The sequence below is a fragment of the Streptococcus mitis genome (assembly GCF_902159415.1).
In the GTDB taxonomy this organism is placed as follows: domain Bacteria; phylum Bacillota; class Bacilli; order Lactobacillales; family Streptococcaceae; genus Streptococcus; species Streptococcus mitis_BG.
Genome location: NZ_CABGJU010000001.1, coordinates 337373 through 362117, shown reverse-complemented (window position 1 = coordinate 362117; position 24745 = coordinate 337373). Strand labels below are relative to the sequence as shown.

Genomic DNA, 24745 nt, shown 5'->3' with positions numbered 1-24745 from the left:
TGAAAGTTTCATACGATTTTTGTTGCTTTAATTTACCAAGCTTTGGTACAAGTGCAAATAGGATTGACAAGCTGTATCCCAAGAAAAATCACGCTCCATAGCTTGTAACTGTAGTTTCTTCCAGGTCGCTGGATGATTTTGATAAACATCCAAGGCTGTTTGTAGAGCCCAGTTAAGCCAAAATGGGGTCAAATTATCAAAGCTGAATCCTGTACCACTACCATCAACTGGATTATAGGCTTGAACTGTATCTCTCAGACCACCTACTTCGTGGACCAAAGGAAGTGTCCCATATCTCATGGCCATCATTTGAGAAAGACCACATGGTTCAAAACGACTTGGCATAAGGAAAAGATCACAAGCAGCGTAGATTTCTTGTGCGAGTTTTACATCAAAAGTAATATTTGCAGAAAGTTTATCAGGGAATACTTGACCAAACCAAGAGAAGGCTTGTTCAAAACCTGGATCACCAGTTCCCAAAAGAACAATCTGAATATCTTCCTGTAGCATGCGATGCAAACTCTCAACTACTAAATCAAAGCCTTTTTGACGAGTTAAACGTGAGACGATACCAATCAAAGGTACATCATCTCTAACAGGCAGACCCACTTTTTCTTGCAATTTAGCCTTGTTTTTAGCTTTTCCAGTCAAATCTGATTGATCAAAATGGTAATCTAATAGCGGATCCGTTTGAGGATTATACAAATCAGTATCGATTCCGTTTACAATACCAGATAATTTTCCAGACTCCATTCGAAGAATTTGATCGATACCACAACCAAACTCAGTAGTCATAATCTCATAAGCATAACTTGGAGAAACAGTCGTTACTCTATCAGCATATAGAATACCTGCTTTCATCCAGTTGAGGCAGTCATTCCAACGTACTGTACCATCAGCATAACGCTCGAAACCAACTCGGAATAAATCCCACAACATACTTTCTGAGAATTGACCTTGGAACTCAAGGTTATGAATAGTCAAGACAGTCTTAATTCCTTGATAGGCTTGAATCCATCTGTATTTTTCTTTCAGAAGGAAAGGTATCATAGCTGTATGATAGTCATGCACATGGAGAACATCAGGGATAAAACCGACTCTCTCCATCGCTTCAAGAGTTGCAAGTTGGAAGAAAGCAAAGCGTTCCCCATCATCAAAGTCACCGTATACATGGCCTCTAAAGAAATAGTATTGATTATCTATAAAGTAGAAGGTGACTCCATTTAAAACTGTTTTCTTAATTCCACAAAATTGTCTACGCCAACCAACATATACCTCAAATTGAAGAACATCTTCAATTTGATCACCAAATTTAGCTTCTACCATATCATAGTAAGGCAGGAAAACAGCAACTTCATGTCCTGCCTTAACTAATGACTTGGGTAGAGCTCCAATGACATCTCCCAGTCCACCTGTTTTTGAAAAGGGAGCGCCCTCTGCTGCTACGAATAAAATTTTCATGAAAGAATATCCTCTGTTACTTTTTCGCCCTTCTTAACAACTACAGGATGTTCTGCAGTGCCTCGAATAACAACACCTTCAGCAACCTCAACACCCTTATCTAAGATAGCATACTCTACCTGAGCTCCCTTACCAATGACCGCACGTGTAAAGAGGAGACTATCTTTGACTAAGCTGTCTTCATGTACGCGGACATTACGAGATAATACAGAGTTGACTACTTCACCTTCGATAATACTACCAGAAGCAAACTGAGACTTAGCTACTTTAGAGCTTGATGCATAGTAAGTTGGTTCTTCATTTTTAACCTTAGTATAAATCTTTTGGTTCGGAGTGAACAATGAGTAGAACTTATGCAAATCGAGCATATCTTTATTCGCTTGATAATAAGATTCTACAGAATGAATATTAGCCAGATATCCAGTATATTCGTAAGCAAAAGCACCTGATTCCTCTGCTAAATCACGGAGAACATAGCGTAATTTCTCCGGATTTTCTTTCTTAGCTTCTTCTTCAAGACGTTCAATCAACCACGGAGTATCAACTACAAAAATGTCTGTAGACATATTGTATAAGTCTTGGTTTGAATTTTCATCAAACAAGTGATGTGACAAAACGTGGTCAGTTTCATCGACTTCCAAGATAGCATTAACTCCCGATATATCTTTCTTAGGTAGTTTTTTATAAACTACTGTAATCGGAGATTTTGTTGTGTTGTGTAAATGGAATACTTGATTAAGATCAATATTAATCAATACATCACAGTTAATTGAAACTGTTTGGTTTGATCCAGAACGTTTCAAATATGTAAGAAGTTGTTGATAATATTCTTTACCAACAGTGCTACTTTCTACACGAGTGTTGTAGATACCAAGGTAGTAGTGGCTGAGGAGTGTAGACAAGCCCCACTCACGTCCAGAACGGATATGGTCAAATACAGAAGAAATATTATCTTGTTGGAAGATACCAAAGATACTACGGACACCAGCATTTGCAAGACTTGAAAGAGGGAAGTCAATCAAGCGATATTTACCGCCAAATGGCAAACTTGCTACAGGACGATTGTTTGTCAATGTTGACATATCGTGAAATCCAACTGTGTTACCTAAAATCGCTGAATATTTATCAATCTTCATCTGTTGCTACCCCCACTACTTCGTTATATCCGACAACTTGAACTTCCTCAGTTCCATCAATCACAACACCTTCGGCAATAACTGCACCTTCGCCAATAATAGCACGTCTAATCTTAGTACCTTTACCTACAACGGCTCCACTCATGATAACAGAGTCAACGACTTCTGCACCTTCACGAACTTGTGCTCCTGTTGAAATAATCGAATGTTTTACTGTTCCATCAACCAAACATCCATCCACTACGAGCGAATCTTCTACATGCGCATGTTCTCCAAAGAAGTTTGGTGGCGAGATAAGGTTACGTGAATAGATTTTCCATTGACGATTTCGGCTATCTAGATCATTTTCTGGAGAGATATATTCCATATTTGCTTCCCAAAGAGATTCAATAGTACCAACATCTTTCCAGTATCCACTGAATTCATAGGCATAGACACTTTCTCCAGACTCTAGGTAGTTAGGAATAACATTCTTACCAAAGTCTGACATATCTACATTGTTCTTTTCAGCGGCAACTAACATATTGCGAAGTCGTTTCCAGTCAAAGATATAAATACCCATTGAAGCTTTTGTCGATTTAGGTTGGGCAGGTTTTTCTTCAAACTCAACAATACGATTATTGGTATCTGTATTCATGATACCAAAACGGCTAGCTTCTTTTAGTGGTACATCTAATACAGCAACAGTCAAACTGGCACTATTGTCCTTGTGACACTGAAGCATATCATCATAGTCCATCTTATAGATGTGGTCACCTGAAAGAATCAATACATATTCAGGATTGATACTGTCAATGTAGTCAATGTTTTGGTAGATAGCGTGACTTGTTCCTTCAAACCAGCGATTTCCTTCACTAGCTGAGTATGGTTGAAGAATAGAAACACCAGAATCAATACCATCTAGACCCCAGCTAGAGCCATTTCCGATATGGTTGTTAAGAGCTAGAGGTTGGTACTGTGTAATGACACCAACGTTGTGGATACCAGAGTTGGCACAGTTAGAAAGAGCGAAGTCAATGATACGATAGCGCCCACCAAATTGTACAGCAGGTTTTGCAATGCTTTGAGTGAGTTTACCGAGACGAGTTCCTTGCCCACCAGCAAGGATTAAAGCTAGCATTTCATTCTTCATTTTCTACTCCTTTTTGAGTGTTATTAGTGACTTTTTTAGTAGGTTTTATGCGACGTTTGAGTTTCCAAATACTTGCTCCCATTGCTGGTAGAGTAAAGGTCAATGTCTGTTCATAATCCTTCCACAATCCTTCTTGAGTTTGAACTGTTTGGTTATGCTCTTTCCAAACACCACCCCATTGCTCCAACTCAGTATTCCAAATTTCTTCATAGATACCTGCAACAGGAAGCCCAATTGTGAATTCATGACGTTCAACTGGTGCCATATTGAAGACACAGACTAACATTTCGTCTTTCTTACCTTTACGAATAAAGGAAAGAACGCTTTGGTCTCTATTATCTGCATCAATGATTTCAATTCCATCATAGCTCAAATCGACTTCCCATAGACAGCGATGGTCTTTGTAGAATTGATTCAGTTGAGAAGTGAAGTATTTCATCTTAGCATTCATTGGATCTTCTAAGTTAGACCATTCCAATTGCTCTTCAGATTTCCATTCTAAGAATTGTCCAAACTCGCTACCCATGAAGAGCAATTTCTTACCAGGGTGACAAATTTGATAGGTGTAGAGATTTCTCAAACCAGCGAACTGATTGTAACGATCCCCCCACATCTTATGCATCATACTCTTCTTACCATGTACCACTTCATCGTGGGAGAATGGTAATAGGTAATTTTCTTTGAATACATACATAAAACTAAATGTTACAAGATTGAAGTCATACTTGCGGTAAATAGGGTCTTCTTCGTAGAAACGTAAGATATCATTCATCCATCCCATATTCCATTTATAATCGAAACCTAAACCTCCCATTTCCTTCATACCAGTAATCTTAGTAGCAGATGAGCTCTCTTCTGCAATCATCATGACATCTGGATGAGCTAGCTTAATAATATCATTCAATCGTTGAAGGAAATAATAGCCTTCATAGTTGAGATTACCGCCATCTTTATTTGGTGTCCATGGTGCATTGTCATAATCAAGATATAGAATGTTACTTACTGCATCAACTCGAATTCCATCTAAGTGGAAGAATTCAATCCAGAACTTTATACTAGAAATCAAGAAGGATTGCACTTCGTTTTTTCCTAAGTCAAAGTTGAGTGCACCCCATCCGTAGTTATTGGCCTTATTATGGTCCTGATATTCGAATGTCGGCGTTCCATCATAATATGCCAAGGCATCATCATTGATTGTAAAGTGACCTGGCACCCAGTCAACAATAACTCCAATATTGTTTAAATGACACTCCTCAACAAAGTCTTGAAACTCTTCTGGTCTACCGTAAGAATGCTCCAAGGCGAAATAACCCATGAGTTGATATCCCCAACTTAAACCAAGCGGGTGAGCCATCAAAGGCATAAACTCAATGTGTGTATAATTCATCTCCACTAGGTAAGGAATAAGTTCCTCTTTCAGTTGAGCAAAACTATATGGTGTTCCGTCAGGATTTCTCTTCCAAGAACCTGCATGAGCTTCGTAAATATTAACAGGTCTATCAAAGAAGCCCCAGCGTTTTCTACGAGCTAACCAAAGACCATCCTTCCATTTCTTTTCAGGAATCTCCGTTATAATTGCTCCTGTCTCAGGGCGAGCTTCAAATCTTACTGCCATAGGATCAATTTTCATAATTTGATGACCGTTTGCACGAGTAACATTATATTTATAAATTTGTCCCTCATGCGCTAGGGGAGTAAAAACTTCCCAAACTCCATAATCATTTCGAACCATGGGAATTTGATTTTCTGTCCAGTTTGTAAAATCACCAACTAAATGGACAGCTTGCGCATTTGGAGCCCAGACACGGAAAGTATAACCCTGCTCTCCATCCTGCTCTTCACGATGCGCTCCTAATAGGTGCTGAAGGTGGAAGTTCTCGCCAGTTGTAAATGTTCTTAAAGCTTCAAATTTATCCATTGAATCCCCCTTTTATTGTAAGCGTTTTCTGTATGTCTATTATACTACCTTTTAAAATAAGTTTCAAGCAATTTCCTGATTATCCTAAAATTTTTTTTGAAAATCTTCAAACAATTATCTTAGACTTTCTTAAATTTTCATAAACTGATGATTTTTAAGAAAGTCTCTTTGTCAATATGAGTAAATTTCTTGGTATTTATAAAGAACATCCTTTCTTTCTTAAGTTTAAAACTGAACATTTTGTATAAATTTATGAATTTTATATGTAAAATGTCTCTTAAAGACTATTTTAACAATTTTACTTAAATTTTCAAATATTTTTAGTAATTTTCATGATTTTAAACAATTTTTTTAATTTTATTAACAAAAAAACTCAAGATACAATCTTGAGTTTGATTTTACGTTATGATAAAACTTTCATAACAGCTACACTGACATCATCAATAGCATTTTCTTGATTTGAACGACTATTTGTAACCAACATTTCTAGATTTCCAGCATTTTCATAATAGAAAGATGCACCTTTGACATTAAATACAACCAAGAAATGTTCTTTAGTTCCCTGAATCTCATAAACAATCCAACCACTATTCTGAATGGCGGTATGCACAAAGACGTGACGGTATACTTCCTCGTATGTAGGATAAGAAAAGGCGCTAGTCTGTGTTTTAAGGCGGATAATTTGGCGGATAAAGTCTATACTTTCTTGACGCTCATTGATTAGATCCCAGTTAACTTGGTTGACGCTATCAGGAGCATTGTAACTGTTCATAGCTCTCTCGCGATCGTCATGAGTCAATTCACCATTTTCTCCAGTTGCTACAAGTTTGGTACGGCCAAACTCCTGTCCAAGTTCCATAAAAGCCATTCCTTGCATGAGAAGGTTCATAGCTGTTGCAGTTTCCACTTTTTTCATGATTCGTTCTTCACTCTCCATTGGATGAAGAGTTGCTAGCAAGTCATGTAAATTATAGTTATCGTGAGCTTCCACATAGTTCAAGACTTGGTTAGGACTAAGGTATGATCCAAGTTCTCGACTTCCTAGAATTGACTTAGCTACGATTGGCTCAGTACCAGCTCCACTTACAAATCCTGATTTAATATCTCCATAAACTTCAGCACCCTTAACCGCATTACGTTGATCATCATTGAAGAAGCCAATATTAGGTAATTGATAGGCATTGTCTTTCTTAGCCTTATCATAAGGAGCAAGACCAGTTCCCATATCCCACCCTTCTCCATAAAGGATGATTTTAGGATCGACTTCATCCATAGCCCAACGGATCATCTGCATGGTTTTAATATCATGTATTCCCATCAAGTCAAAGCGGAAACCATCAATATTAAATTCTTTGACCCAATAAAGGAGCGAATCAATCATATATTTACGGAACATTTCGTGTTCACTAGCAGTTTCATTGCCTACACCGGTACCATTTTGATAGGTCCCATCACGATTCATTCGATAATAATAATCTGGTACCGTTGTTTGAAATGGTGCATCGACTACAGAGAAAGTATGATTATAAACAACATCCATGATGACACCGATACCAGCATCATGATAAGCCTGAACCATTGTTTTTAAATCACGAATAACCTGTCCCGGATCATTAGGATTCGTTGACATACTAGTTTCTGGAGCATTATAGTTTTGTGGATCATAACCCCAGTTGTAGGTCACATTTCCATCTGCATCATACTCTTTATGACGGTCAGCAATCGGCTGTAGTTGAACATAGTTAACACCAAGTTCCTTGATGTAGTCAAATGCAGTAGACTGACCATACTTATTGACTGTTCCAGTCTGGGCAGCACCCAAGAATGTTCCTCTTAATTCTGGAGCAACACCAGAAGTTTCAGACTTGGTCAAGTCACGAATGTGCATTTCGTATACTACAGCTTGACAAGGATTTTCCAATCGCCAAGTTGCTTCCGTTCCATTCTTGACTTCAAAATCTTCAACCTGACGTTCTTTTTCTGAAAGAATCGCTGAACGTTTGCCATCTGGACTGGTAGCAATAGTATATGGATCACGTGTCAATGATTGATGATGTGGAAAATTAATCTGATATTGATAGGCACGACCAGCAAGACTTTCAGGAACTGTCAAATTCCAAACTCCAATTGTATTATCCTTGTGACTATATGAATAACTGTTTCCACGTTGCATTTCATAAGTCTTTATGATAGCCGCATCATTACTTGCTGATTCATAAACTACAACTTGTACAGTTGTTGCTGTTGGCGACCAAAGTTTAAAGCTTGTTTCTTCTTCGGAAACCTGGCATCCCAACTCTCCTTGGTAACCCCAGTGGTGATCAAAACTAGCACTGTTAATCGCTTTATCAAAAGCAAATGGATTTTGATCTTTATAGTGTGGACTTGCAATGGCTGGATTTTCAGAATAATAAACGGTGTCATCTCCATCTAAAATCCAAACTTCTGTTAAGAGTGGATAATGATTGAATCGGATAGGATATTCTTTGCTTACTCCATCTTTATCAACTGTAAACACCATTTGTTCAAGAGGTGTTTCACTTGATTGGGTAAATGAAAACTTCTCTCCAAAGTATTCTTGCTCTTTAACAAATTCTACTGAATCAGCTGGCCTTTTACTAAAGTTGCAACTCTGATATACTTCATCCTTACGATGATAATGAATAAGTACAGGATAATTGTACATAGTTCTCCCTAATTTCTAATTGTTAAATTTTTCTAAAAATAGTATCTTTTTTGCTCGTTGAACACAGAAATCTAAACTGCTCATCTAAGTAAGTAGTGTGTATTGTTTACAAACTCTCCAACCATGCTTCATCTCGAATCTCAATTCCAAGTTCTTGTGCTTTTTGGAGTTTGCTACCTGCATCTACTCCTGCTACCACAAGATCGGTCTTCTTCGATACGCTACCCGTTACCTTGGCACCAAGATTTTCGAGCTTACTTTTGGCTTCTGAGCGAGTAAGACGTTCAAGTTTTCCTGTCAATACGACAGTTAGACCTGATAAGGCAGCATCTGCTGCAACGACCTGTCCTTTATAGTCTAGATTAACACCTAATTCTTTCAATTCACTTAAAAGAATTTTTGCACCCTCAGTATCAAAATAAGATTGGAGACTTTGAGCAATAACACTTCCCAGACTTTCAATACCTGCAACTTCATCAGGATTTGCTTGAGCAAGTGACTCGATTGAATGGAAATGTTGTAAGAGTAACTGACTTGCCTTGCTACCAACATGACGAATCCCTAAACCAAACAAAAGTTTTTCAGCAGAATTTTCTTTAGAAGCTTGAATAGCCTGATAAAGTTTTTGAGCTGATTTCTCCTTGATACCGTCTAACAAGAGAAAATCTTCAACTGTCAAACGATATATATCTGCAACATCTTTAACCAAATCGGTAGCAAAAAGTTTCTCGACGATTGATGGACCAAGGCCAGAGATATTCATGGCATCACGAGATGCGAAGTGAATTAGACCTTCCTTGATTTGAGCTGGACAACGTGGGTTTATACAACGAAGAGCCACCTCATCTTCAAAGTGTAACAGCTTGCTCTCACAACTTGGACAGTTTGTTGGAATATCTAGTTTCTCCTCAGACACTCGCTTAGACTCAACCACTCGTAAAACAGCTGGAATAATATCGCCTGCCTTGTAGACAATGACTGTATCATCCTTGCGGATATCCTTTTCAGCAATATAGTCGACATTATGAAGTGTCGCACGACTAACTGTTGTTCCTGCAAGTTGTACTGGTGTCAGATTAGCAGTCGGAGTTACAACACCAGTTCTTCCTACTGTCCAGTCAACAGAAAGCAATTTTGCTTCTTTTTCTTCTGCAGGGAACTTATAAGCGACTGCCCATTTAGGCGCTTTTACGGTAAAACCAAGCTGCTCTTGACCAGCTAAATCATTAACCTTAATAACAACACCGTCAATATCATAAGGCAATTGATCTCTTTCTTGACCTACTTCTTGGATGAACCGCCAAACCTCATCCATGCTATGCGCTAATAGTCTTCTTGGATTGACAACAAAGCCCAACTGTTCCAGATGATTTAAAACCTTCTCTTGGCTGTCTCTAGTTGAAGGACTTGCTTCCTGATAGAGGAAAGTTGCAAGATTACGCTTGGCTACTACTCCAGTATCTAACTGGCGAAGGGTTCCTGCTGCAGCATTTCGTGGATTAGCAAACTCTGGCTCACCGTTTTCTTGACGAGCAAGATTGACTTGATTGAAAGAAGCTCTTGGCATATAACATTCACCACGAACAGTGATATCTAATTTCTCTGGTAAGGATAAAGGAATGTCCTTGACACGTTTGAGATTTTCTGTGATATTCTCACCGACTGAACCATCACCACGAGTCGCCCCAGCAACAAAAATTCCTTGCTCATAAGTCAAGGAAATCGATAAACCATCAATTTTTAACTCACAGATATAAGTAACATCATCCAATTCTTTACGAACACGCGCATCAAAGGCATCGAGTTCTTCACGTGAAAAAGCATCCTGCAAACTATAGAGAGGATACTGATGACTATATTTTTCAAATCCATCTAGAATCTTACCGCCAACACGGTGAGTTGGACTATCTGGCATGACTTGCTCTGGATGAGCTTTTTCTAACTCTACCAGTTCACGATAAAGACGATCATACTCACTATCAGATACAGATGGGTTATCACTTGTATAATACTCTGTCGCATAGCGATTGAGCAACTCAACGAGCTCTTTCATTCTTTCATTCATAGAACCATTTTACCATAAAAAGGACTATAGAAACAATACAGAAGTTCTAAAAAAGAAAATGAGAAGGATATTTCTATCACTTCTCATTTAGTTTTATTTTTTACGATTCAAAATAGCGTTCAAAATGATGGCCACTGTACTTGCAATGACGATACCATTTGAGAAGAACATCTGTAATTCTGTTGGTAAGCTATTAAAGAGATTCGTTCCGTTTAGTCCCACCCCTGCAGCTATAGAAATTGCTGCAATGAGGAAGTTATGTTCATTATGTTCGAAATCCACACGAGACAAGATTTGCATCCCTTGAAGTGAAACGAAACCGAACATGACGAGCATGGCTCCACCCAAAACAGGACTTGGGATAATCTGAGCTAAGGCACCAAATTTTGGCAAGAGACCAAGTAAGATGAGGAAACCACCAGCGTAGTAGATTGGTAAACGGGTACGAATACCTGAAAGTTTTACCAAACCTACGTTTTGTGAAAATCCTGTATAAGGGAAGGTATTGAAAAGTCCACCAAGTAAAACAGCAAGACCTTCAGCACGATAACCATTACGGAGACGAGTGCTATCGATTGGATCTTTAGTAATATCAGAAAGGGCAAGATATACACCAGTTGATTCTACCATTGATACAGTAGCGATAATACACATCATTACAATAGAAGAAATCTCAAATTGTGGAGCACCAAAGTAGAATGGAGTTGGGATATGAACAAGTGGAGCTTCTGCTACTGGAGAGAAATCAACCAAGCCCATAGTCGCAGCGATGATAGTACCTGCAATCAAACCAATCAAAATAGAAATTGACTTAATAAATCCTTTTGTAAAGATATTGACCAAAAGAATGATGAGAATGGTGATTGTTGCTAATGCCAAACTTTGTCCCGTTGGTTTTTCGACGTTATTTCCCATATTCCCAATAGCTACTGGAATCAAGGTCAATCCGATTGTTGTAATGACAGAACCCGTTACGATTGAAGGGAACAGATTAGCAATCTTAGAAAATACACCTGCTACAAGAACGACATAAATACCAGAAGCAATCAAGGCACCAAACATAGCACCGCTTCCGTGACTTTGTCCAATCATGATGAGTGGTGCAACTGACTGGAAGGCTACACCTAGGACGACCGGTAAACCAACACCAAAATACTTATTTAGTTGTAATTGTAAAAGAGTCGCAACCCCACACATAAAGATATCTGTGGAAATAAGATAGGTCAACTGTTGTGCTGAATAACCTAGGGCTCCAGCAATCATGATTGGTACCAGGATTGATCCTGAGTACATGGCTAGTAAGTGTTGCAAGCCAAGAACGGCTGCCTGCGAATGACTTTCTCTCTGCTTCATTAGATATCTGCCTCCTTAAAGATAACTTCTCCATTTTCAAAACGCTCTAAGCGAGCAAGTGATACTACCTGATGACCTGATTTTTCTATCAGTTCACGACCATCTTGGAAAGATTTTTCAATCACAATTCCGACAGCCTCGACTGTAGCACCAGCTTGTTCGATAATCTGAATCAAACCTTTAGCTGCTTGACCATTAGCCAAGAAATCATCAATAATCAAAACACGATCCCCAGTAGATAGGAACTTCCCTGAAATGGATACAGTACTAGTAACTTGTTTAGTGAAAGAATAAACCTCAGCAGTTAAAATTCCCTCATTCATAGTGATATTTTTTGCCTTCTTAGCAAAAATCATAGGTACATCTAATTGTTCTGCAACATATAGAGCTGGAGCAATTCCAGATGCTTCAATGGTTACGACTTTGGTAATACCTGCATTTTTAAAATATTCTGCAAAGGTGCGACCAATCTCGCGCATCAAAGAAAAATCCACTTGGTGAGTCAAGAATGAATCCACCTTAAGAATATTCTCACCTAGAATATTCCCATCTTTTAAAATACGTTCCTCTAGTAATTTCACAATAACCTCCGAAATAAAAAAGAGACTTACAAAGTAAGTCTCCAAGCTGAAATAGAGACAGCAATCCCCTGTCTTTATCTCTTTTGTGACTTACTCATTGTTAGGTATTTACGGTACCTTGTAGAAACGCCACGCCAATTCGCGACATAAATAAGTAATCTATAATTTAGTGAGCATCCCCATTCCAGATAGAGTTCTTCACAATCACATAATCTACATGTCGAAGATCTGCAACTTTACGGCCTCCTGCATAAGAAATCGAACTTTGCAAATCTTGTTCCATCTCAGTTAGGGTATCTTGTAAGTGCCCTTTGGCAGGAAGAAGAATTTTCTTACCTTCGACATTCTTATAGGCACCTTTTTGGTATTCTGAAGCTGATCCAAAGTATTCTTTGAATTGTTTACCATCGACTTCTACCGTCTTACCAGGACTTTCAATATGACCTGCAAATAGTGAACCAATCATAACCATACTTGCACCAAAGCGGATTGACTTGGCGATGTCTCCATGTGTACGAATCCCACCATCAGCAATAATCGGCTTACGCGCAGCTTTGGCACACCAGCGAAGAGCCGCTAGCTGCCAACCACCAGTACCAAAACCAGTTTTAACCTTAGTGATACATACTTTACCTGGACCGATTCCGACCTTGGTAGCATCTGCACCAGCATTTTCAAGTTCACGAACTGCCTCGGGAGTACCAACGTTTCCAGCGATGACAAAGGTATCTGGCAATTCTTTCTTGATGTGCTGAATCATTGAGATTACACTATCAGCGTGACCATGTGCTATATCAATCGTGATGTACTCTGGAGCATCATCTTTTAACTGACTAACAAAGTCATACTCATAATCCTTAACACCAACTGAGATTGAAGCAATTAGACCTTGGGCATGCATACGCTTAATAAAAGGGATTCTCCCAGCTTCATCAAATCGATGCATAATATAGAAGTAACCACCCTTAGCAAGTTGTTCTGCAACATCTTCATCCAAGATGGTCTGCATGTTAGACGGAACTACTGGTAACTTAAAAGTGTGATTCCCAAAGGTTACATGTGTATTAGCTTCTGCCCTACTGTTAAGGACACATTTGTTGGGGATTAACTGAATATCTTCATAATCAAAAATCGGAAATTCGTTCAACATATTTCTCTCATTTCTAGTTTTGGATCCCCTATCGTCAGGGATATCCTTGTCTTTTCCAGACAATCACTCTGAATAGTCTACAATATATTCCTATTTTTGTCAATAATAATGTATTTTTAAAGATAATGTTCGGTTTTAGTCGGTTTGTATCTGCTTTTTTACTATTTGAAAAGAAAATACATCAGCAATACTGTTGCTGCCATCCCCAAAATCCATACCATATTAAAATACCATTTTCGAGTTTTATGATGGAAAATGAGTCCTCCAAACCAGGCTCCAAAGCCACCAAATATAAAAGCTCCTAAGAGTAAATACTTCTCTGGAATTCTCCAATGGCCGCGTTTGGATTTATATTTATCAATTCCATATAGAATAAAGATAAAAAAATTCCATAGCAAGAGTAGCATGCTAGCAACTTGTTTTAAATCAATCATCTACGTATAAGTCTCCTTGTCAGTTTTTTTATCCTATTTCTTTTTTCTGGTCAAGTCCCAGCTTATCTCAAATAATTCAAGAACCTTTTCGTCAGTTAATGTATCATCAAGAGCAAGACTAATCCAGTAACGTTTGTTCATATGAAAAGCTGGGTAAATTCCCTTTTGTGAAAGCAAGTCAGCTACGTGATCATGTTTGAGGTTGACTGCTTCCACTAGTCCTTCTCTCCCCTTAACTAGCCTATCCCAAGGTATTTTCATTAAAACTGCATACCACTTTTGATTAGATTCATGACGGAGAACAGCCGTATCAGGAGATTTTTCCCATAGATATTCTAATTGGTTACCATATTTTTCTTGAACTATTGCCATGACTCTCTCAGTCTGAGGACAAATAAAATCTTGGACATCAAAACATGACTTACGAATCTGGTATAAAACTTCTAGACAAGCTTCTCTTACTGCTCCAACAAAAGAGCCTCTCATACTTTCCATGTGGACTTGAGGATATAAATCACCCGTTTCCTGATCATAAACTTGAAAGATTATTTCTTTATCCACTATGGATACAATCATTTGAAAGTCATCTTCTAGTATTAGACTGCTATATTTGAAGATACCATTTTCCTCAATGAAACCAAAAGAGATAGCCTTCTTCTTATTAAATTCATAAGCTTTAAATATATCTAACATAAGTGAAAACTGCTAGTTTAAGTTAGCAGTTCCTTTCTATATCATTAAAAGACGACCTTGGTTCCATGAAGTTGATTGACACCTAGTCGGTCGATAAATTCTTGGCGATTATCCATATCAATCCCGCCACCAGGTAAAATTTCAATTTTACCTGTAGCATAGTCTAGTAATCTCTGATAACGACTAAAACGTTTCTCTAATGAATCACCAGACACTCCGGCCCGAGTGAGAATACGTTGCACACCTGCTTGACTTAACCAGTCAATAGCTTCCAACTGATCTTGGTCGCTCAATTCATCAAAAGCCATATGGAAGACAATTTCCATTCCATTTGATGCAGCAATTAGTTTTTCAAGATTAAACTTATCTAACTTGTTGTCAGCTGTTAATGCCCCAAATACAACCCCCTGACTTCCTGCTTGAGCTGTCAAACGAATATCATCAAGCATGATAGCTACTTCTTGGTTGGTGTAGACAAAGTCACCACCTCGTGGACGAATCATGGTCATAATGGTAGTTTCATAGTTAGCTGCAAGTTCTACTGCAGCCTTGGTCACTCCATAACTTGGGGTTGTTCCACCTACCGCTAAATTGTCACAGAGTTCAATGCGACGAGCTCCGGCTTCCATAGCTTTTTCAATTAAAGTAAAATTTTCAGCACAAAATTCGTAAATCATTTGATTCTCCTTGAAGATTTCTTTGAATTTATTATATCATATTAATCTGAGTAACCCCTGCTTTTTATCAAGGGAAATGATTACTTTTTATATTATTCTTTATCTGGAATTACCTTAAAAAGGTAATAGGTTATAAATACTGTTAAGCAACCTAAAGCGACTTTTACAAGCAAAAGCGGAGCAAAATAGATGGAGATTCCCATCAAAATATAAATCGAAATGATAATTTTCTTCTTTCGTTCACGAGCAATGGACTTGGTTTCTCTAAAATCCGCAACATAAGTTTGATAGAGCTTGGTATGATAGAGCCAGTCTTCAAAACGTTTAGAAGATTTTGAAAAACAAGCTATTGACAACAAGAGAAAGGGAGTTGTCGGTAATAAGGGCAAGGCTACACCAACTATAGCCAAGGCTAAAGAGATAAATCCTATACTGAGATAAATAATACGCATATCTTTTCCTTTTTAAAATTTTATTATTCTAGTTTCCCATAAAGAGTTGTGATCTGTCAAGTTTTAACTCAAAAGGACTGAAATCATCATTTCAGTCCTTATTATTTTTATTTAATTTTTTCTTCTTCGTAATCTCCGTTACTACATACTACTTGTTTGCCACCACCACGGATTTTTTTCTCCATGAGGAAATGACCACATTTTGGACAATCACGCCCTACAGGCTTATCCCAAGAAGTAAATTCACATTCTGGATATCGATTGCATCCATAGAAGAGACGATTACGTTTGGTTTTACGCTCGATGACTTGTCCTTGATGACAGTTAGGACAAGTTACCCCAATTTCTTTTACAATTGCTTGTGTATGGCGGCAATCTGGGAAATTACTACATGCGTAGAATTTACCAAAACGACCTAGCTTAATCACCATTGGACTTCCACAAACTTCACAATTAAATCCAGCAGGCTCATCCTTAATCTGAATTTTTTCCATTTCTTCTTCGGCTTTTGCGACCTCTTTTGAGAAAGGTTTGTAAAATTCGTCGATTACTTTTTGCCATTCTTCTTTACCAACTTCTACATCATCCAGTTTTCTTTCCATTTCAGCGGTAAAAGTTACATTGACAATATCGGGGAAGTACTCAACAATCAGTTTATTAACAACTTCTCCCAATTCGGTAGGTTCAAAGCGTTTAGATGCTAGTCTTACATAATAACGTTTTTGGATTGTTTCAATGGTTGGAGCATAGGTAGATGGACGTCCAACTCCGTTTTCTTCCAAGGTCTTAATCAAAGTAGCCTCAGAATATCGTGCAGGTGGTTGTGTGAAATGTTGTTCTGGTTTGCTATTGACCTGTTTAACAAGATCTCCCACTTTCATATCTGGCAGCATCTTATTCTTATCAGAATCGTTGTAGATGGCCAAATAACCATCAAATTTAACCTGACTACCGTTAGCAGCAAATTGAACTCCATTTTGAGAGAGCTTAACGGCCATTGTATCAAAGATAGCACCCGTCATCTGACTCGCTACAAAACGATTCCAGATAAGCGTATAGAGTTTGATCTGGTCTTTATCCAAGTACTTAGCAATTTTTTCTGGCGTGTTAAAGACACTTGATGGGCGGATAGCTTCATGGGCATCTTGAGCACCAGAAGCATTTTTTACCTTACTTCCATGCTTAGAGTACTTGCTTCCAAAACGTTCATTGATGTAGCTTGCTGCTTCATTTTGGGCAACTGGACTGATACGAGTTGAGTCCGTACGCATGTATGTAATCAAACCTTGTACACCCGTACCAATATTAATTCCCTCATAGAGCTGTTGGGCAACCATCATGGTCTTACGAGTACGGAAGTTAATCTTATTTGCCGCATCCATCTGCATGGTTGATGTTGTATAAGGTAGCGGTGCATTACGTTTACGCTCTTTTTTATCTACCTGTTCCACTGTGAAGTCTTTGCTAGTAAGATGAGATAAAACTTCTTTTACCTTTTCATTCGTAGCAAGCTTCATCTTCTTCCCATTCATACCATAGAAAGAAGCTTGGAACTGCTTGGTTCCCTTTTTGAAGACTCCATCAATCGTCCAATATTCTTCGGGTTGAAAGGCATTAATCTCATTTTCACGGTCAATAATTAACTTGAGTGCAACAGACTGCACACGACCAGCTGACAAGCCCTTCTTGACCTTTTTCCAAAGAATTGGTGAAATAGAATAACCTACCAAGCGGTCCAAAACACGGCGAGCTTGTTGGGCATCCACCAAATCCATATCGATTTTACGAGGATCTTTAAAAGCATTTTTTACTGCATCTTTTGTAATCTCGTTGAAAACAACACGATTAGCATCATTTTCATCCAATTCGAGAATATGCGCTAAATGCCAAGAAATTGCTTCTCCTTCCCGGTCCGGGTCACTCGCTAGAAAGACTTTATCTGACTTCTTAGCTTCTTTTTTCAAATCATTGATTAGAGGACCTTTACCACGAATATTGATATATTGCGGTTCATAATTATTCTCCACGTCGACTGACATACTTGACTTTTTCAAATCACGAATATGTCCAACGCTGGCTAAAACCTTATAGTTTCTGCCAAGATATTTTTCAATCGTTTTTGCCTTAGCAGGAGACTCCACGATTACTAGATTCTTTTTAGTTGTTGATTTTTTCTTCTTTGTTGCCGTAGCCACAGTATCACACCTTTTCAAAGTAATAAACTTTATAAAGTGTAAACCATTTTTGAGGGACTGTCAAGACTTAACTCCCATTATAGAGAAGAAAAGTTTGATAAATAAAATCTTATTTGATTCTAAAATTCAAATTCTGATAAGACGTCTTGTCCACTCGTGATGAGTTTTGCCCCTTCTTGGATTAAATGATGACAACCGTCTGAACGACCGTCTAAAATACTTCCTGGTATAGCAAAGACATCCCTACCTTCTTCCATTGCACGTTCACAAGTAATCAAACTTCCTGACCTCATCTTTGCTTCTGCAACAATCACTCCTCTACATAAGCCAGCTATAATACGATTTCTTGCTGGGAAATGATATTTTAAAGGTTCTTCACCTGGCCCGTATTCGCTTAGAAGCAAATGGTGTTCTCCAATATAATTTTGCAAACGTTTATTTGATTTTGGATAAAAAATATCAAGTCCTGTACCAATAACTGCAATGGTTTTGCCTCCATTTTGTAAAATAGACATATGAGCTGCCGTATCTATTCCTCTAGCTAGACCACTAACGATAACCAATTCATTTTCTAGTCCTTGAATAACTTTTCCTACAGATTTAATTCCAACTTGACTACAAGAGCGACTACCTACAACAGCTACTTTCGGTAATTTCAAGAGATTTAAATCTCCTTTATAAAATAGTAAGACTGGTGCATCATATATCTCACAAAGAGAAAAAGGATAGACATCATCTAAAATGGAGAATGATGGAAATTTTTCAAAGTCACTTTTTAATTTTTCCATGCTTTCAAAGGTCAATTTATGATAATGCTCCATAAAAACCACTGGATTTCGACACTCTGATGCTTCCGCTATAGTTTCTAAGGTTAATTCTTGATCGTAAATTTCTCCATATTGAAGTACCTTTAATACCTGCTGATTGCTTAAACCAGCTTTCTTCAATTTATAGATTTCGAAGTTATCAATTTTAATCTTCATATATATCTCCTTGCTTATTCTACTTATCTATACATTCGCAAAAAAAGAAAAAAACTTCCTAAACAAACCATTTTTGTTAAGGAAGTTAATAATGATATTGATTTATTAATAATCTGGACGAAGAACCCCAGTTACAGTTGCTTTAGTCGCTTCATAGTCACCATCGATAACAACTTTGATAATCCGTTTAGCGTCTTCTTCAGGAGCAGGCACTAATGGCAATCGAGTTGGACCAGCTGCAAATCCCATGTAATTGAGAACAGCCTTAACAGGTGCTGGACTTGGATATGAGAAGAGGGCATTGACTTTGGGGATAAATTGTCTTTGAATAGCAGCTGCTTTTTTAATATCACTTTCAGCTATAGCTGTAAACATTTCATGCATCTCATCACCATTTGTATGAGATGCAACTGAGATAACCCCGTCAGCCCCAAGGTTCATTGCATGGAAGGCGTCTCCGTCTTCTCCAGTATAGATTAAGAACTCCTCTGGCTTATGTTCTATTAAATAAGCCATATTTGCAAGACTAGTACATTCTTTAACACCAATAATATTTGGATGCTCAGCCAAACGGAGCATAGTTTCAGGAGTAAGCTCTACAACTACACGACCTGGAATATTATAAAGAATGATTGGCAAATCCGATGCATCTGCAATCGCCTTAAAGTGTTGGTACATCCCTTCTTGTGATGGTTTATTGTAGTATGGCACAATCGCAAGCCCTGCTGCAAAGCCACCAAAATCAGCTACTTCTTTAACGAACTCAATGGAGTCTCGCGTATCATTAGTACCGATACCAGCAATCAAAGGAACCCGTCCTTTGACCACCTTCTGTACTGCTTCAAAAAGTTCCAGCTCCTCATCGTGAGTAAGAGTTGGACTTTCAGCAGTTGTCCCTGCTAATAGAATTCCATCCGTATGATGGGACAATAAATGTTCAATTAGCTCTGGAATAGCTTCAAAATTGATTGAACCATCAGCATGAAAGGGCGTTATAAAGGCTGTGATGATTTTACATTCTTTTAAATCATGATAAGACATAGGAAACACCTTTCTCTATATAAGAAAGAGGCTGGGGCATACTTGCCTTTGCCTCCTGTACTGTAAGGAAAACAACTAGAACAACTAGAATAGCTAGATTGCAAAGGAGAAATCAAACTCTTCGAGTTACTGATTTCTGTTTCATAACGCAGTGGTCGATTGGAACTACTCATGTTTGTAACATTCGTACTTACTAATCAACTGTGCGGGGGCAAAACTACGAAATCAAACTCTTCGAGTTACTGATTTCTGTTTTGCTCCCTATTTCAATTCAAATTTTAATTCTGTAGTTGGACGAACCAATCCACGTTCGTGAAGCGTTTCTGCGATTTGAACTGAGTTCCAAGCAGCACCTTTAAGTAGGTTATCGGAAACTACCCACATATGAATACCTTTTTCAGCATCCAAGTCTTTACGGATACGACCAACAAAGGTGTCACGAGAACCAACCGCATTGATAGCTTGTGGATAGATTTGGTGAGCCACTTCGTCTTCAAGAACTGCACCTGGAAAGCTTGCGATAGCAGCTTTTACTTCATCGATAGGAGCTACTTCTTTTGTTTCAATGTAGATTGACTCTGAGTGAGCTGATAAAACTGGAATACGCACACAAGTTGCTGAAACGGCAATGCTATCGTCTTCCATGATTTTCTTAGTTTCGTTTGTCATCTTCATTTCTTCATAAGTGTAGTCATTATCGGTGAAGACGTCAATTTGAGGAAGGGCATTAAAAGCAATTGGATAGTGTTTCTTATCGCCACCTGATGGCAAGATTTCTGCATGCAAATCACGTGGATTTACACCATCATTCAATACTTCACGCAATTCACGTTGTGTCTCAAGAATGGCTCCCATACCTGCACCTGAAACAGCTTGATAAGTTGAAACGATGATACGATCTAAGCCCCATTTTTGACGAACTGGTTCAAGAGCTACCATCATTTGGATAGTTGAACAGTTAGGACATGCGATAATCCCGTTATGAGCATCAAGAGCATGGGCGTTTACTTCAGGAACAACCAATGGCACATCTGGATTTTGACGGAAATAAGAAGTGTTATCTACTACTACTGCCCCTGCTTTAACAGCATAAGGTGCGTATTTTGCAGAAGTTGAACCACCAGCTGAGAAGAGAGCAATATCAACTCCTTCAAAAGCTTCTTCTGTTGTTTCTTCAATAGTCACATCTTGGCCCTTGAATTGCAAGACCTTTCCTGCAGAACGTGCAGACGCAAGGTAGCGAATCTTATCGATTGGAAGAATTGATTCTTCCAACATTTTGATCATTTGAGCACCAACGGCACCTGTAGCACCGACAACAGCAACTGTATATCCCATAACAAACCTCTTTTGGAATTTTCTAAAAATTTCTATAATATGAACATTATACTACTTTTTAGAAAAATTGAAAAGTATTTTTTGGACACATTTCTGAAAACTAAAAGAAAAGGTCTGCATTATGCTGCAGACCTCTTTCTATAGAGAAAATTGTTTATATGGTTTATTGAATGCATCTAAAACATCAGATGATGTTTCTGCATATGATTTAGTTTCTGATAAAATTCCTTTAACAATGATTCTCTCAGCGGCATCATAATCCACACAAGTTACTAAAGTAATCTCATCGATACCCTCACGATCCTGAATTTCATCAACACGATCAGGTGTCACACGTTTAACTTCAGTAATTTCATATGAGTACACTTTATCTTTATCAGTTAGATAAATTTTCATTCCCTTTTCAGCACGATCTAAAGGAGAAAAAAGCATATTTTCTGCATTTTTAGCTGAAAAAACGTGGTGACTAGCTAGTGAATAGTTACCTTGTCCCATTACTTGGTCAGGCTTCATAGTACCAGCTCCATAATAGAGATTAATGTTATTTAAACCTTTAAAAATTGGTAGATTAAGCTCTAGCTCAGGAATTGCAATTCCCCCAATAACTGGAAGTTTCTGTGCATCCCATTGAGCAGCTAACACAGCTTCTGATGAGATAGCTTTTACTGAATTAAAATCGAAATTCCCATCTGCTCCCTCATTTTCTTCAAGTTTCTCTTTCGAAACTTGGCCAATTTGATATTTGTTTGTATTCCATATCATAAAGATATTTCTAATTTGTGAGTTAAAAATCAAAGCCAAGGAAATGAGAATGAGGAAAGAAGCTAAAATATTGATGAATAAATTTTTACGATTCTTTTTGTTTCTTTTAATTCTTTTACGAGACATTATTCTTCACTTTCTGTTTCGTTTTCTGCCCCAACTTCTTCCTTCTCCGCTGCAGCAACACTTGTAAAGGTCACGATCTTAGCATTATCGTCCAGACGCATAACCTTTACACCCATAGTAGAACGTCCAGTTTGAGAGATATTGGCGACATTGGTACGAATCATGACACCTGTGTCAGTAATAATCATTAAGTCCTCATCACCTTTAACTGTTAGAAGACCTGCTAGTGGACCATTTTTCTCAACGACGTTAGCAGTTTTCATACCTTTACCAGCACGGCCTTTAGTTGGATACTCCGTAGCAACTGTACGTTTACCATAACCTTTTTCGGTAATGATTAGAACCTCATCTTGGTCAGTAATCACTCTAGCACCGACGACTGTGTCACCTTCACGGAGATTTACTCCTTTAACACCTGTGGCACTACGACTCATACTACGAACGGTCGATTGGTTGAAACGAACTGCATATCCCAATTTAGTACCAATGATGATATCTGTATCTTTTTCAGTTAACAGAACATTGATTAACTCATCATCTTCCTTAAGATTCAAAGCCTTAAGACCATTTTGTCGGATATTTGCAAATTCTTTAACACTGGTTCTCTTAACGATACCAGCTCTTGTAGTAAAGAAGAGATATGCATCGTCACTACGTTCTGATTCGACATTAATGATGGTTTGAATGCTTTCACCTTCATCTAGTTTCAATAGGTTTACAATAGGCAATCCTTTTGCTGTACGACCGTATTCAGGAATTTCATACCCCTTAAGTCGGTAGACACGGCCTTTATTAGTAAAGAAGAGCAGGTGATCATGAGTGCTGGTAGAAACTAACTCCCGGACAAAGTCATCATCCTTGACTCCAGTTCCCTGAACGCCACGTCCACCACGTTTTTGGGCAGTAAACTCGTCTTGATCTAAACGTTTGATATAACCTTTATTTGATAGAGTAATCAAAACATCTGTCTCTTCGATCAAATCTTCATCTTCAAGGGTCAAGACTTCACCGACCATCAACTCTGTACGACGTTTATCAGCAAATCTGCGCTTCACTTCATCAAGTTCTTCTTTGATAATTTGCGAAACACGTTCTGGTTTAGCAAGAATGTCCGCTAAGTCAGCAATTAAAGCAATCAACTCATCATATTCTGATTGAATCTTGTCACGTTCCAAACCAGTCAAGCGACGTAGACGCATATCAAGAATAGCTTGACTTTGACGCTCAGAAAGCTTGAACTTGCTCATCAATTCTGCTTGCGCTTCTTGGTCAGTTTCACTTGCACGGATGATACGAATGACTTCGTCAATGTGATCCAAAGCAATCAAGAGACCTTCTAAAATGTGGGCGCGTGCCTCAGCTTTTTCTTTATCAAATTGAGTACGACGTGTTACTACTTCTTTTTGATGTTCAATATAAGCATCCAAGATTTGACGAAGAGATAAAATCTTTGGAACACCATTTTGAATGGCAAGCATATTAAAACCAAAGCTAGTTTGCATCTGTGTCATCTTAAATAGATTATTTAAGATGACATTGGCAGATGCGTCACGTCTAACTTCAATAACAAAACGAACACCCTCACGGTTAGATTCATCACGAACAGCTGTAATTCCATCGATACGTTTTTCCTGAACTAAGCGCACAATATGCTCATGAACTTTTGTCTTATTAACCATATACGGGAATTCCGTAACAACAATACGCTCGCGACCAGTTTTTGTTTCCTCGATTTCAGTTCGAGAACGAAGAACAATCGAACCTTTACCGGTATCATAAGCTTTATGGATACCTGATCTACCCATGACAAGAGCCCCAGTTGGGAAATCTGGACCAGGTAAGACTTCCATCAGATCTTTGGTAGTAACTTCTGGATTGTCCATAACTAGTTTAACAGCATCAATAGTCTCACCAAGATTGTGAGGTGGAATATTAGTTGCCATACCCACAGCGATACCAGTTGCTCCATTAACTAGAAGATTTGGAAAACGTGCTGGTAATACCATTGGTTCACGTTCATTGGCATCATAGTTATCAACAAAATCAACAGTATTTTTATTGATGTCGCGAAGCATTTCAAGAGCAATTTTGCTCATACGAGCTTCAGTATAACGTTGGGCAGCGGCACCATCGCCATCCATAGAACCAAAGTTACCGTGTCCATCCACAAGCATATAACGATAACTCCACCATTGAGCCATACGAACCATCGCTTCGTATATTGAAGAGTCACCATGCGGATGGTATTTACCCATGACATCCCCGGTAATACGAGCAGATTTCTTATGAGGTTTGTCAGGTGTAACTCCCAATTCGTTCATACCATACAAAATACGACGATGAACAGGCTTTAAACCATCTCGGACATCAGGAAGAGCCCTCGATACGATAACACTCATAGCATAATCGATAAAGCTGGTTTTCATCTCCTTGGTCAGATTGACATTCACTAAATTTTTATCTTGCATTAACAAATGCCTCGTTTCACTATTAGTAATTACATATATTATACCATAGTTTGGACTTTTTTACAGTTTAGCAACATGTGTAAAACGTTTACAT

19 protein-coding genes and 1 riboswitch are annotated in these 24745 nt (G+C 38.3%); all 19 genes read right to left on the bottom strand.

All coding sequences use genetic code 11. The features are described from left to right. Positions 1-27: 27 nt before the first annotated feature. The 19 genes from glgA to gyrA all read right to left on the bottom strand — a co-directional run bounded on the left by glgA (position 28) and on the right by gyrA (position 24651). Positions 28-1461 carry a glycogen synthase GlgA gene (gene glgA / locus FN031_RS01830; RefSeq protein ID WP_142557104.1) on the bottom strand — a complete coding sequence of 478 codons (1434 nt, stop codon included), beginning with the start codon at positions 1459-1461 and terminating at the stop codon, positions 28-30. After that, positions 1458-2597: a glucose-1-phosphate adenylyltransferase subunit GlgD gene (gene glgD, locus FN031_RS01825; protein ID WP_142557102.1), complete on the bottom strand. Its 1140-nt coding sequence runs from the start codon at positions 2595-2597 to the stop codon at positions 1458-1460. Before glgD ends, glgA begins: the two co-directional genes overlap by 4 nt. After that, the gene (locus FN031_RS01820) at positions 2587-3729 is read right to left on the bottom strand and encodes a glucose-1-phosphate adenylyltransferase (protein WP_142557100.1); all 1143 of its coding nucleotides are present in this window, start codon (positions 3727-3729) and stop codon (positions 2587-2589) included. The genes glgD and FN031_RS01820 overlap by 11 nt, the downstream gene beginning before the upstream one ends. After that, positions 3719-5647, bottom strand: a complete 1929-nt coding sequence (glgB, locus tag FN031_RS01815) for a 1,4-alpha-glucan branching protein GlgB (protein WP_142557098.1) — start codon at positions 5645-5647, stop codon at positions 3719-3721. Before glgB ends, FN031_RS01820 begins: the two co-directional genes overlap by 11 nt. Positions 5648-6050: 403 nt before the next feature. Then, the gene (pulA, locus tag FN031_RS01810) at positions 6051-8333 is read right to left on the bottom strand and encodes a type I pullulanase (RefSeq protein WP_142557096.1); all 2283 of its coding nucleotides are present in this window, start codon (positions 8331-8333) and stop codon (positions 6051-6053) included. Between the two features lie 106 nt (positions 8334-8439). Next, on the bottom strand, positions 8440-10398 hold the full coding sequence (gene ligA, locus FN031_RS01805) for an NAD-dependent DNA ligase LigA (RefSeq protein ID WP_142557094.1): 1959 nt from the start codon (positions 10396-10398) through the stop codon (positions 8440-8442). 93 nt (positions 10399-10491) lie between these two features. Further along, complete coding sequence (locus tag FN031_RS01800) at positions 10492-11751, bottom strand: nucleobase:cation symporter-2 family protein (RefSeq protein ID WP_142557091.1); 1260 nt, start codon at positions 11749-11751, stop codon at positions 10492-10494. Then, positions 11751-12332, bottom strand: coding sequence for a xanthine phosphoribosyltransferase (locus tag FN031_RS01795; protein WP_142557089.1), 582 nt, complete (start codon positions 12330-12332; stop codon positions 11751-11753). The genes FN031_RS01800 and FN031_RS01795 overlap by 1 nt, the downstream gene beginning before the upstream one ends. 77 nt (positions 12333-12409) lie before the next feature. Then, positions 12410-12506: riboswitch (purine riboswitch) on the bottom strand. Then, the gene (gene guaC / locus FN031_RS01790) at positions 12499-13482 is read right to left on the bottom strand and encodes a GMP reductase (RefSeq protein WP_142557087.1); all 984 of its coding nucleotides are present in this window, start codon (positions 13480-13482) and stop codon (positions 12499-12501) included. Its footprint overlaps the riboswitch before it by 8 nt. 161 nt (positions 13483-13643) lie before the next feature. Beyond that, positions 13644-13916: a DUF1294 domain-containing protein gene (locus FN031_RS01785; RefSeq protein ID WP_142557085.1), complete on the bottom strand. Its 273-nt coding sequence runs from the start codon at positions 13914-13916 to the stop codon at positions 13644-13646. Between the two features lie 33 nt (positions 13917-13949). Next, a complete protein-coding gene (locus tag FN031_RS01780; RefSeq protein WP_142557083.1) occupies positions 13950-14609 on the bottom strand; it encodes an MmcQ/YjbR family DNA-binding protein in 660 nt (219 codons plus the stop codon). A 44-nt stretch (positions 14610-14653) separates the two neighbouring features. After that, positions 14654-15286, bottom strand: coding sequence for a copper homeostasis protein CutC (locus tag FN031_RS01775; protein WP_142557081.1), 633 nt, complete (start codon positions 15284-15286; stop codon positions 14654-14656). A gap of 92 nt (positions 15287-15378) precedes the next feature. Beyond that, on the bottom strand, positions 15379-15738 hold the full coding sequence (locus tag FN031_RS01770) for a YbaN family protein (protein ID WP_142557079.1): 360 nt from the start codon (positions 15736-15738) through the stop codon (positions 15379-15381). A gap of 107 nt (positions 15739-15845) precedes the next feature. Next, on the bottom strand, positions 15846-17933 hold the full coding sequence (gene topA, locus FN031_RS01765) for a type I DNA topoisomerase (RefSeq protein ID WP_142557077.1): 2088 nt from the start codon (positions 17931-17933) through the stop codon (positions 15846-15848). Between the two features lie 119 nt (positions 17934-18052). Next, the gene (dprA, locus tag FN031_RS01760) at positions 18053-18910 is read right to left on the bottom strand and encodes a DNA-processing protein DprA (protein WP_142558584.1); all 858 of its coding nucleotides are present in this window, start codon (positions 18908-18910) and stop codon (positions 18053-18055) included. A 111-nt stretch (positions 18911-19021) separates the two neighbouring features. Next, positions 19022-19957, bottom strand: a complete 936-nt coding sequence (gene dapA / locus FN031_RS01755) for a 4-hydroxy-tetrahydrodipicolinate synthase (RefSeq protein WP_142557074.1) — start codon at positions 19955-19957, stop codon at positions 19022-19024. A gap of 261 nt (positions 19958-20218) precedes the next feature. Further along, positions 20219-21295, bottom strand: coding sequence for an aspartate-semialdehyde dehydrogenase (locus tag FN031_RS01750; protein ID WP_142557072.1), 1077 nt, complete (start codon positions 21293-21295; stop codon positions 20219-20221). A 138-nt stretch (positions 21296-21433) separates the two neighbouring features. Then, positions 21434-22183 (bottom strand): class A sortase, encoded by a 750-nt coding sequence (locus FN031_RS01745; RefSeq protein ID WP_142557070.1) that lies wholly within the window; start codon positions 22181-22183, stop codon positions 21434-21436. Beyond that, positions 22183-24651: a DNA gyrase subunit A gene (gyrA, locus tag FN031_RS01740; RefSeq protein ID WP_142557068.1), complete on the bottom strand. Its 2469-nt coding sequence runs from the start codon at positions 24649-24651 to the stop codon at positions 22183-22185. The genes FN031_RS01745 and gyrA overlap by 1 nt, the downstream gene beginning before the upstream one ends. Positions 24652-24745: the final 94 nt, after the last annotated feature.

Coding starts and splice junctions, on each gene's coding strand:
- FN031_RS01775 (WP_142557081.1), bottom strand. CDS start 15,286: ATGATTTACGAATTTTGTGCTGAAAATTTTACTTTAATTGAAAAAGCT.
- gyrA (WP_142557068.1), bottom strand. CDS start 24,651: ATGCAAGATAAAAATTTAGTGAATGTCAATCTGACCAAGGAGATGAAA.
- FN031_RS01800 (WP_142557091.1), bottom strand. CDS start 11,751: ATGAAGCAGAGAGAAAGTCATTCGCAGGCAGCCGTTCTTGGCTTGCAA.
- pulA (WP_142557096.1), bottom strand. CDS start 8,333: ATGTACAATTATCCTGTACTTATTCATTATCATCGTAAGGATGAAGTA.
- FN031_RS01770 (WP_142557079.1), bottom strand. CDS start 15,738: ATGCGTATTATTTATCTCAGTATAGGATTTATCTCTTTAGCCTTGGCT.
- guaC (WP_142557087.1), bottom strand. CDS start 13,482: ATGTTGAACGAATTTCCGATTTTTGATTATGAAGATATTCAGTTAATC.
- FN031_RS01780 (WP_142557083.1), bottom strand. CDS start 14,609: ATGTTAGATATATTTAAAGCTTATGAATTTAATAAGAAGAAGGCTATC.
- glgD (WP_142557102.1), bottom strand. CDS start 2,597: ATGAAGATTGATAAATATTCAGCGATTTTAGGTAACACAGTTGGATTT.
- FN031_RS01820 (WP_142557100.1), bottom strand. CDS start 3,729: ATGAAGAATGAAATGCTAGCTTTAATCCTTGCTGGTGGGCAAGGAACT.
- FN031_RS01785 (WP_142557085.1), bottom strand. CDS start 13,916: ATGATTGATTTAAAACAAGTTGCTAGCATGCTACTCTTGCTATGGAAT.
- ligA (WP_142557094.1), bottom strand. CDS start 10,398: ATGAATGAAAGAATGAAAGAGCTCGTTGAGTTGCTCAATCGCTATGCG.
- glgA (WP_142557104.1), bottom strand. CDS start 1,461: ATGAAAATTTTATTCGTAGCAGCAGAGGGCGCTCCCTTTTCAAAAACA.
- glgB (WP_142557098.1), bottom strand. CDS start 5,647: ATGGATAAATTTGAAGCTTTAAGAACATTTACAACTGGCGAGAACTTC.
- FN031_RS01745 (WP_142557070.1), bottom strand. CDS start 22,183: ATGTCTCGTAAAAGAATTAAAAGAAACAAAAAGAATCGTAAAAATTTA.
- dapA (WP_142557074.1), bottom strand. CDS start 19,957: ATGTCTTATCATGATTTAAAAGAATGTAAAATCATCACAGCCTTTATA.
- FN031_RS01750 (WP_142557072.1), bottom strand. CDS start 21,295: ATGGGATATACAGTTGCTGTTGTCGGTGCTACAGGTGCCGTTGGTGCT.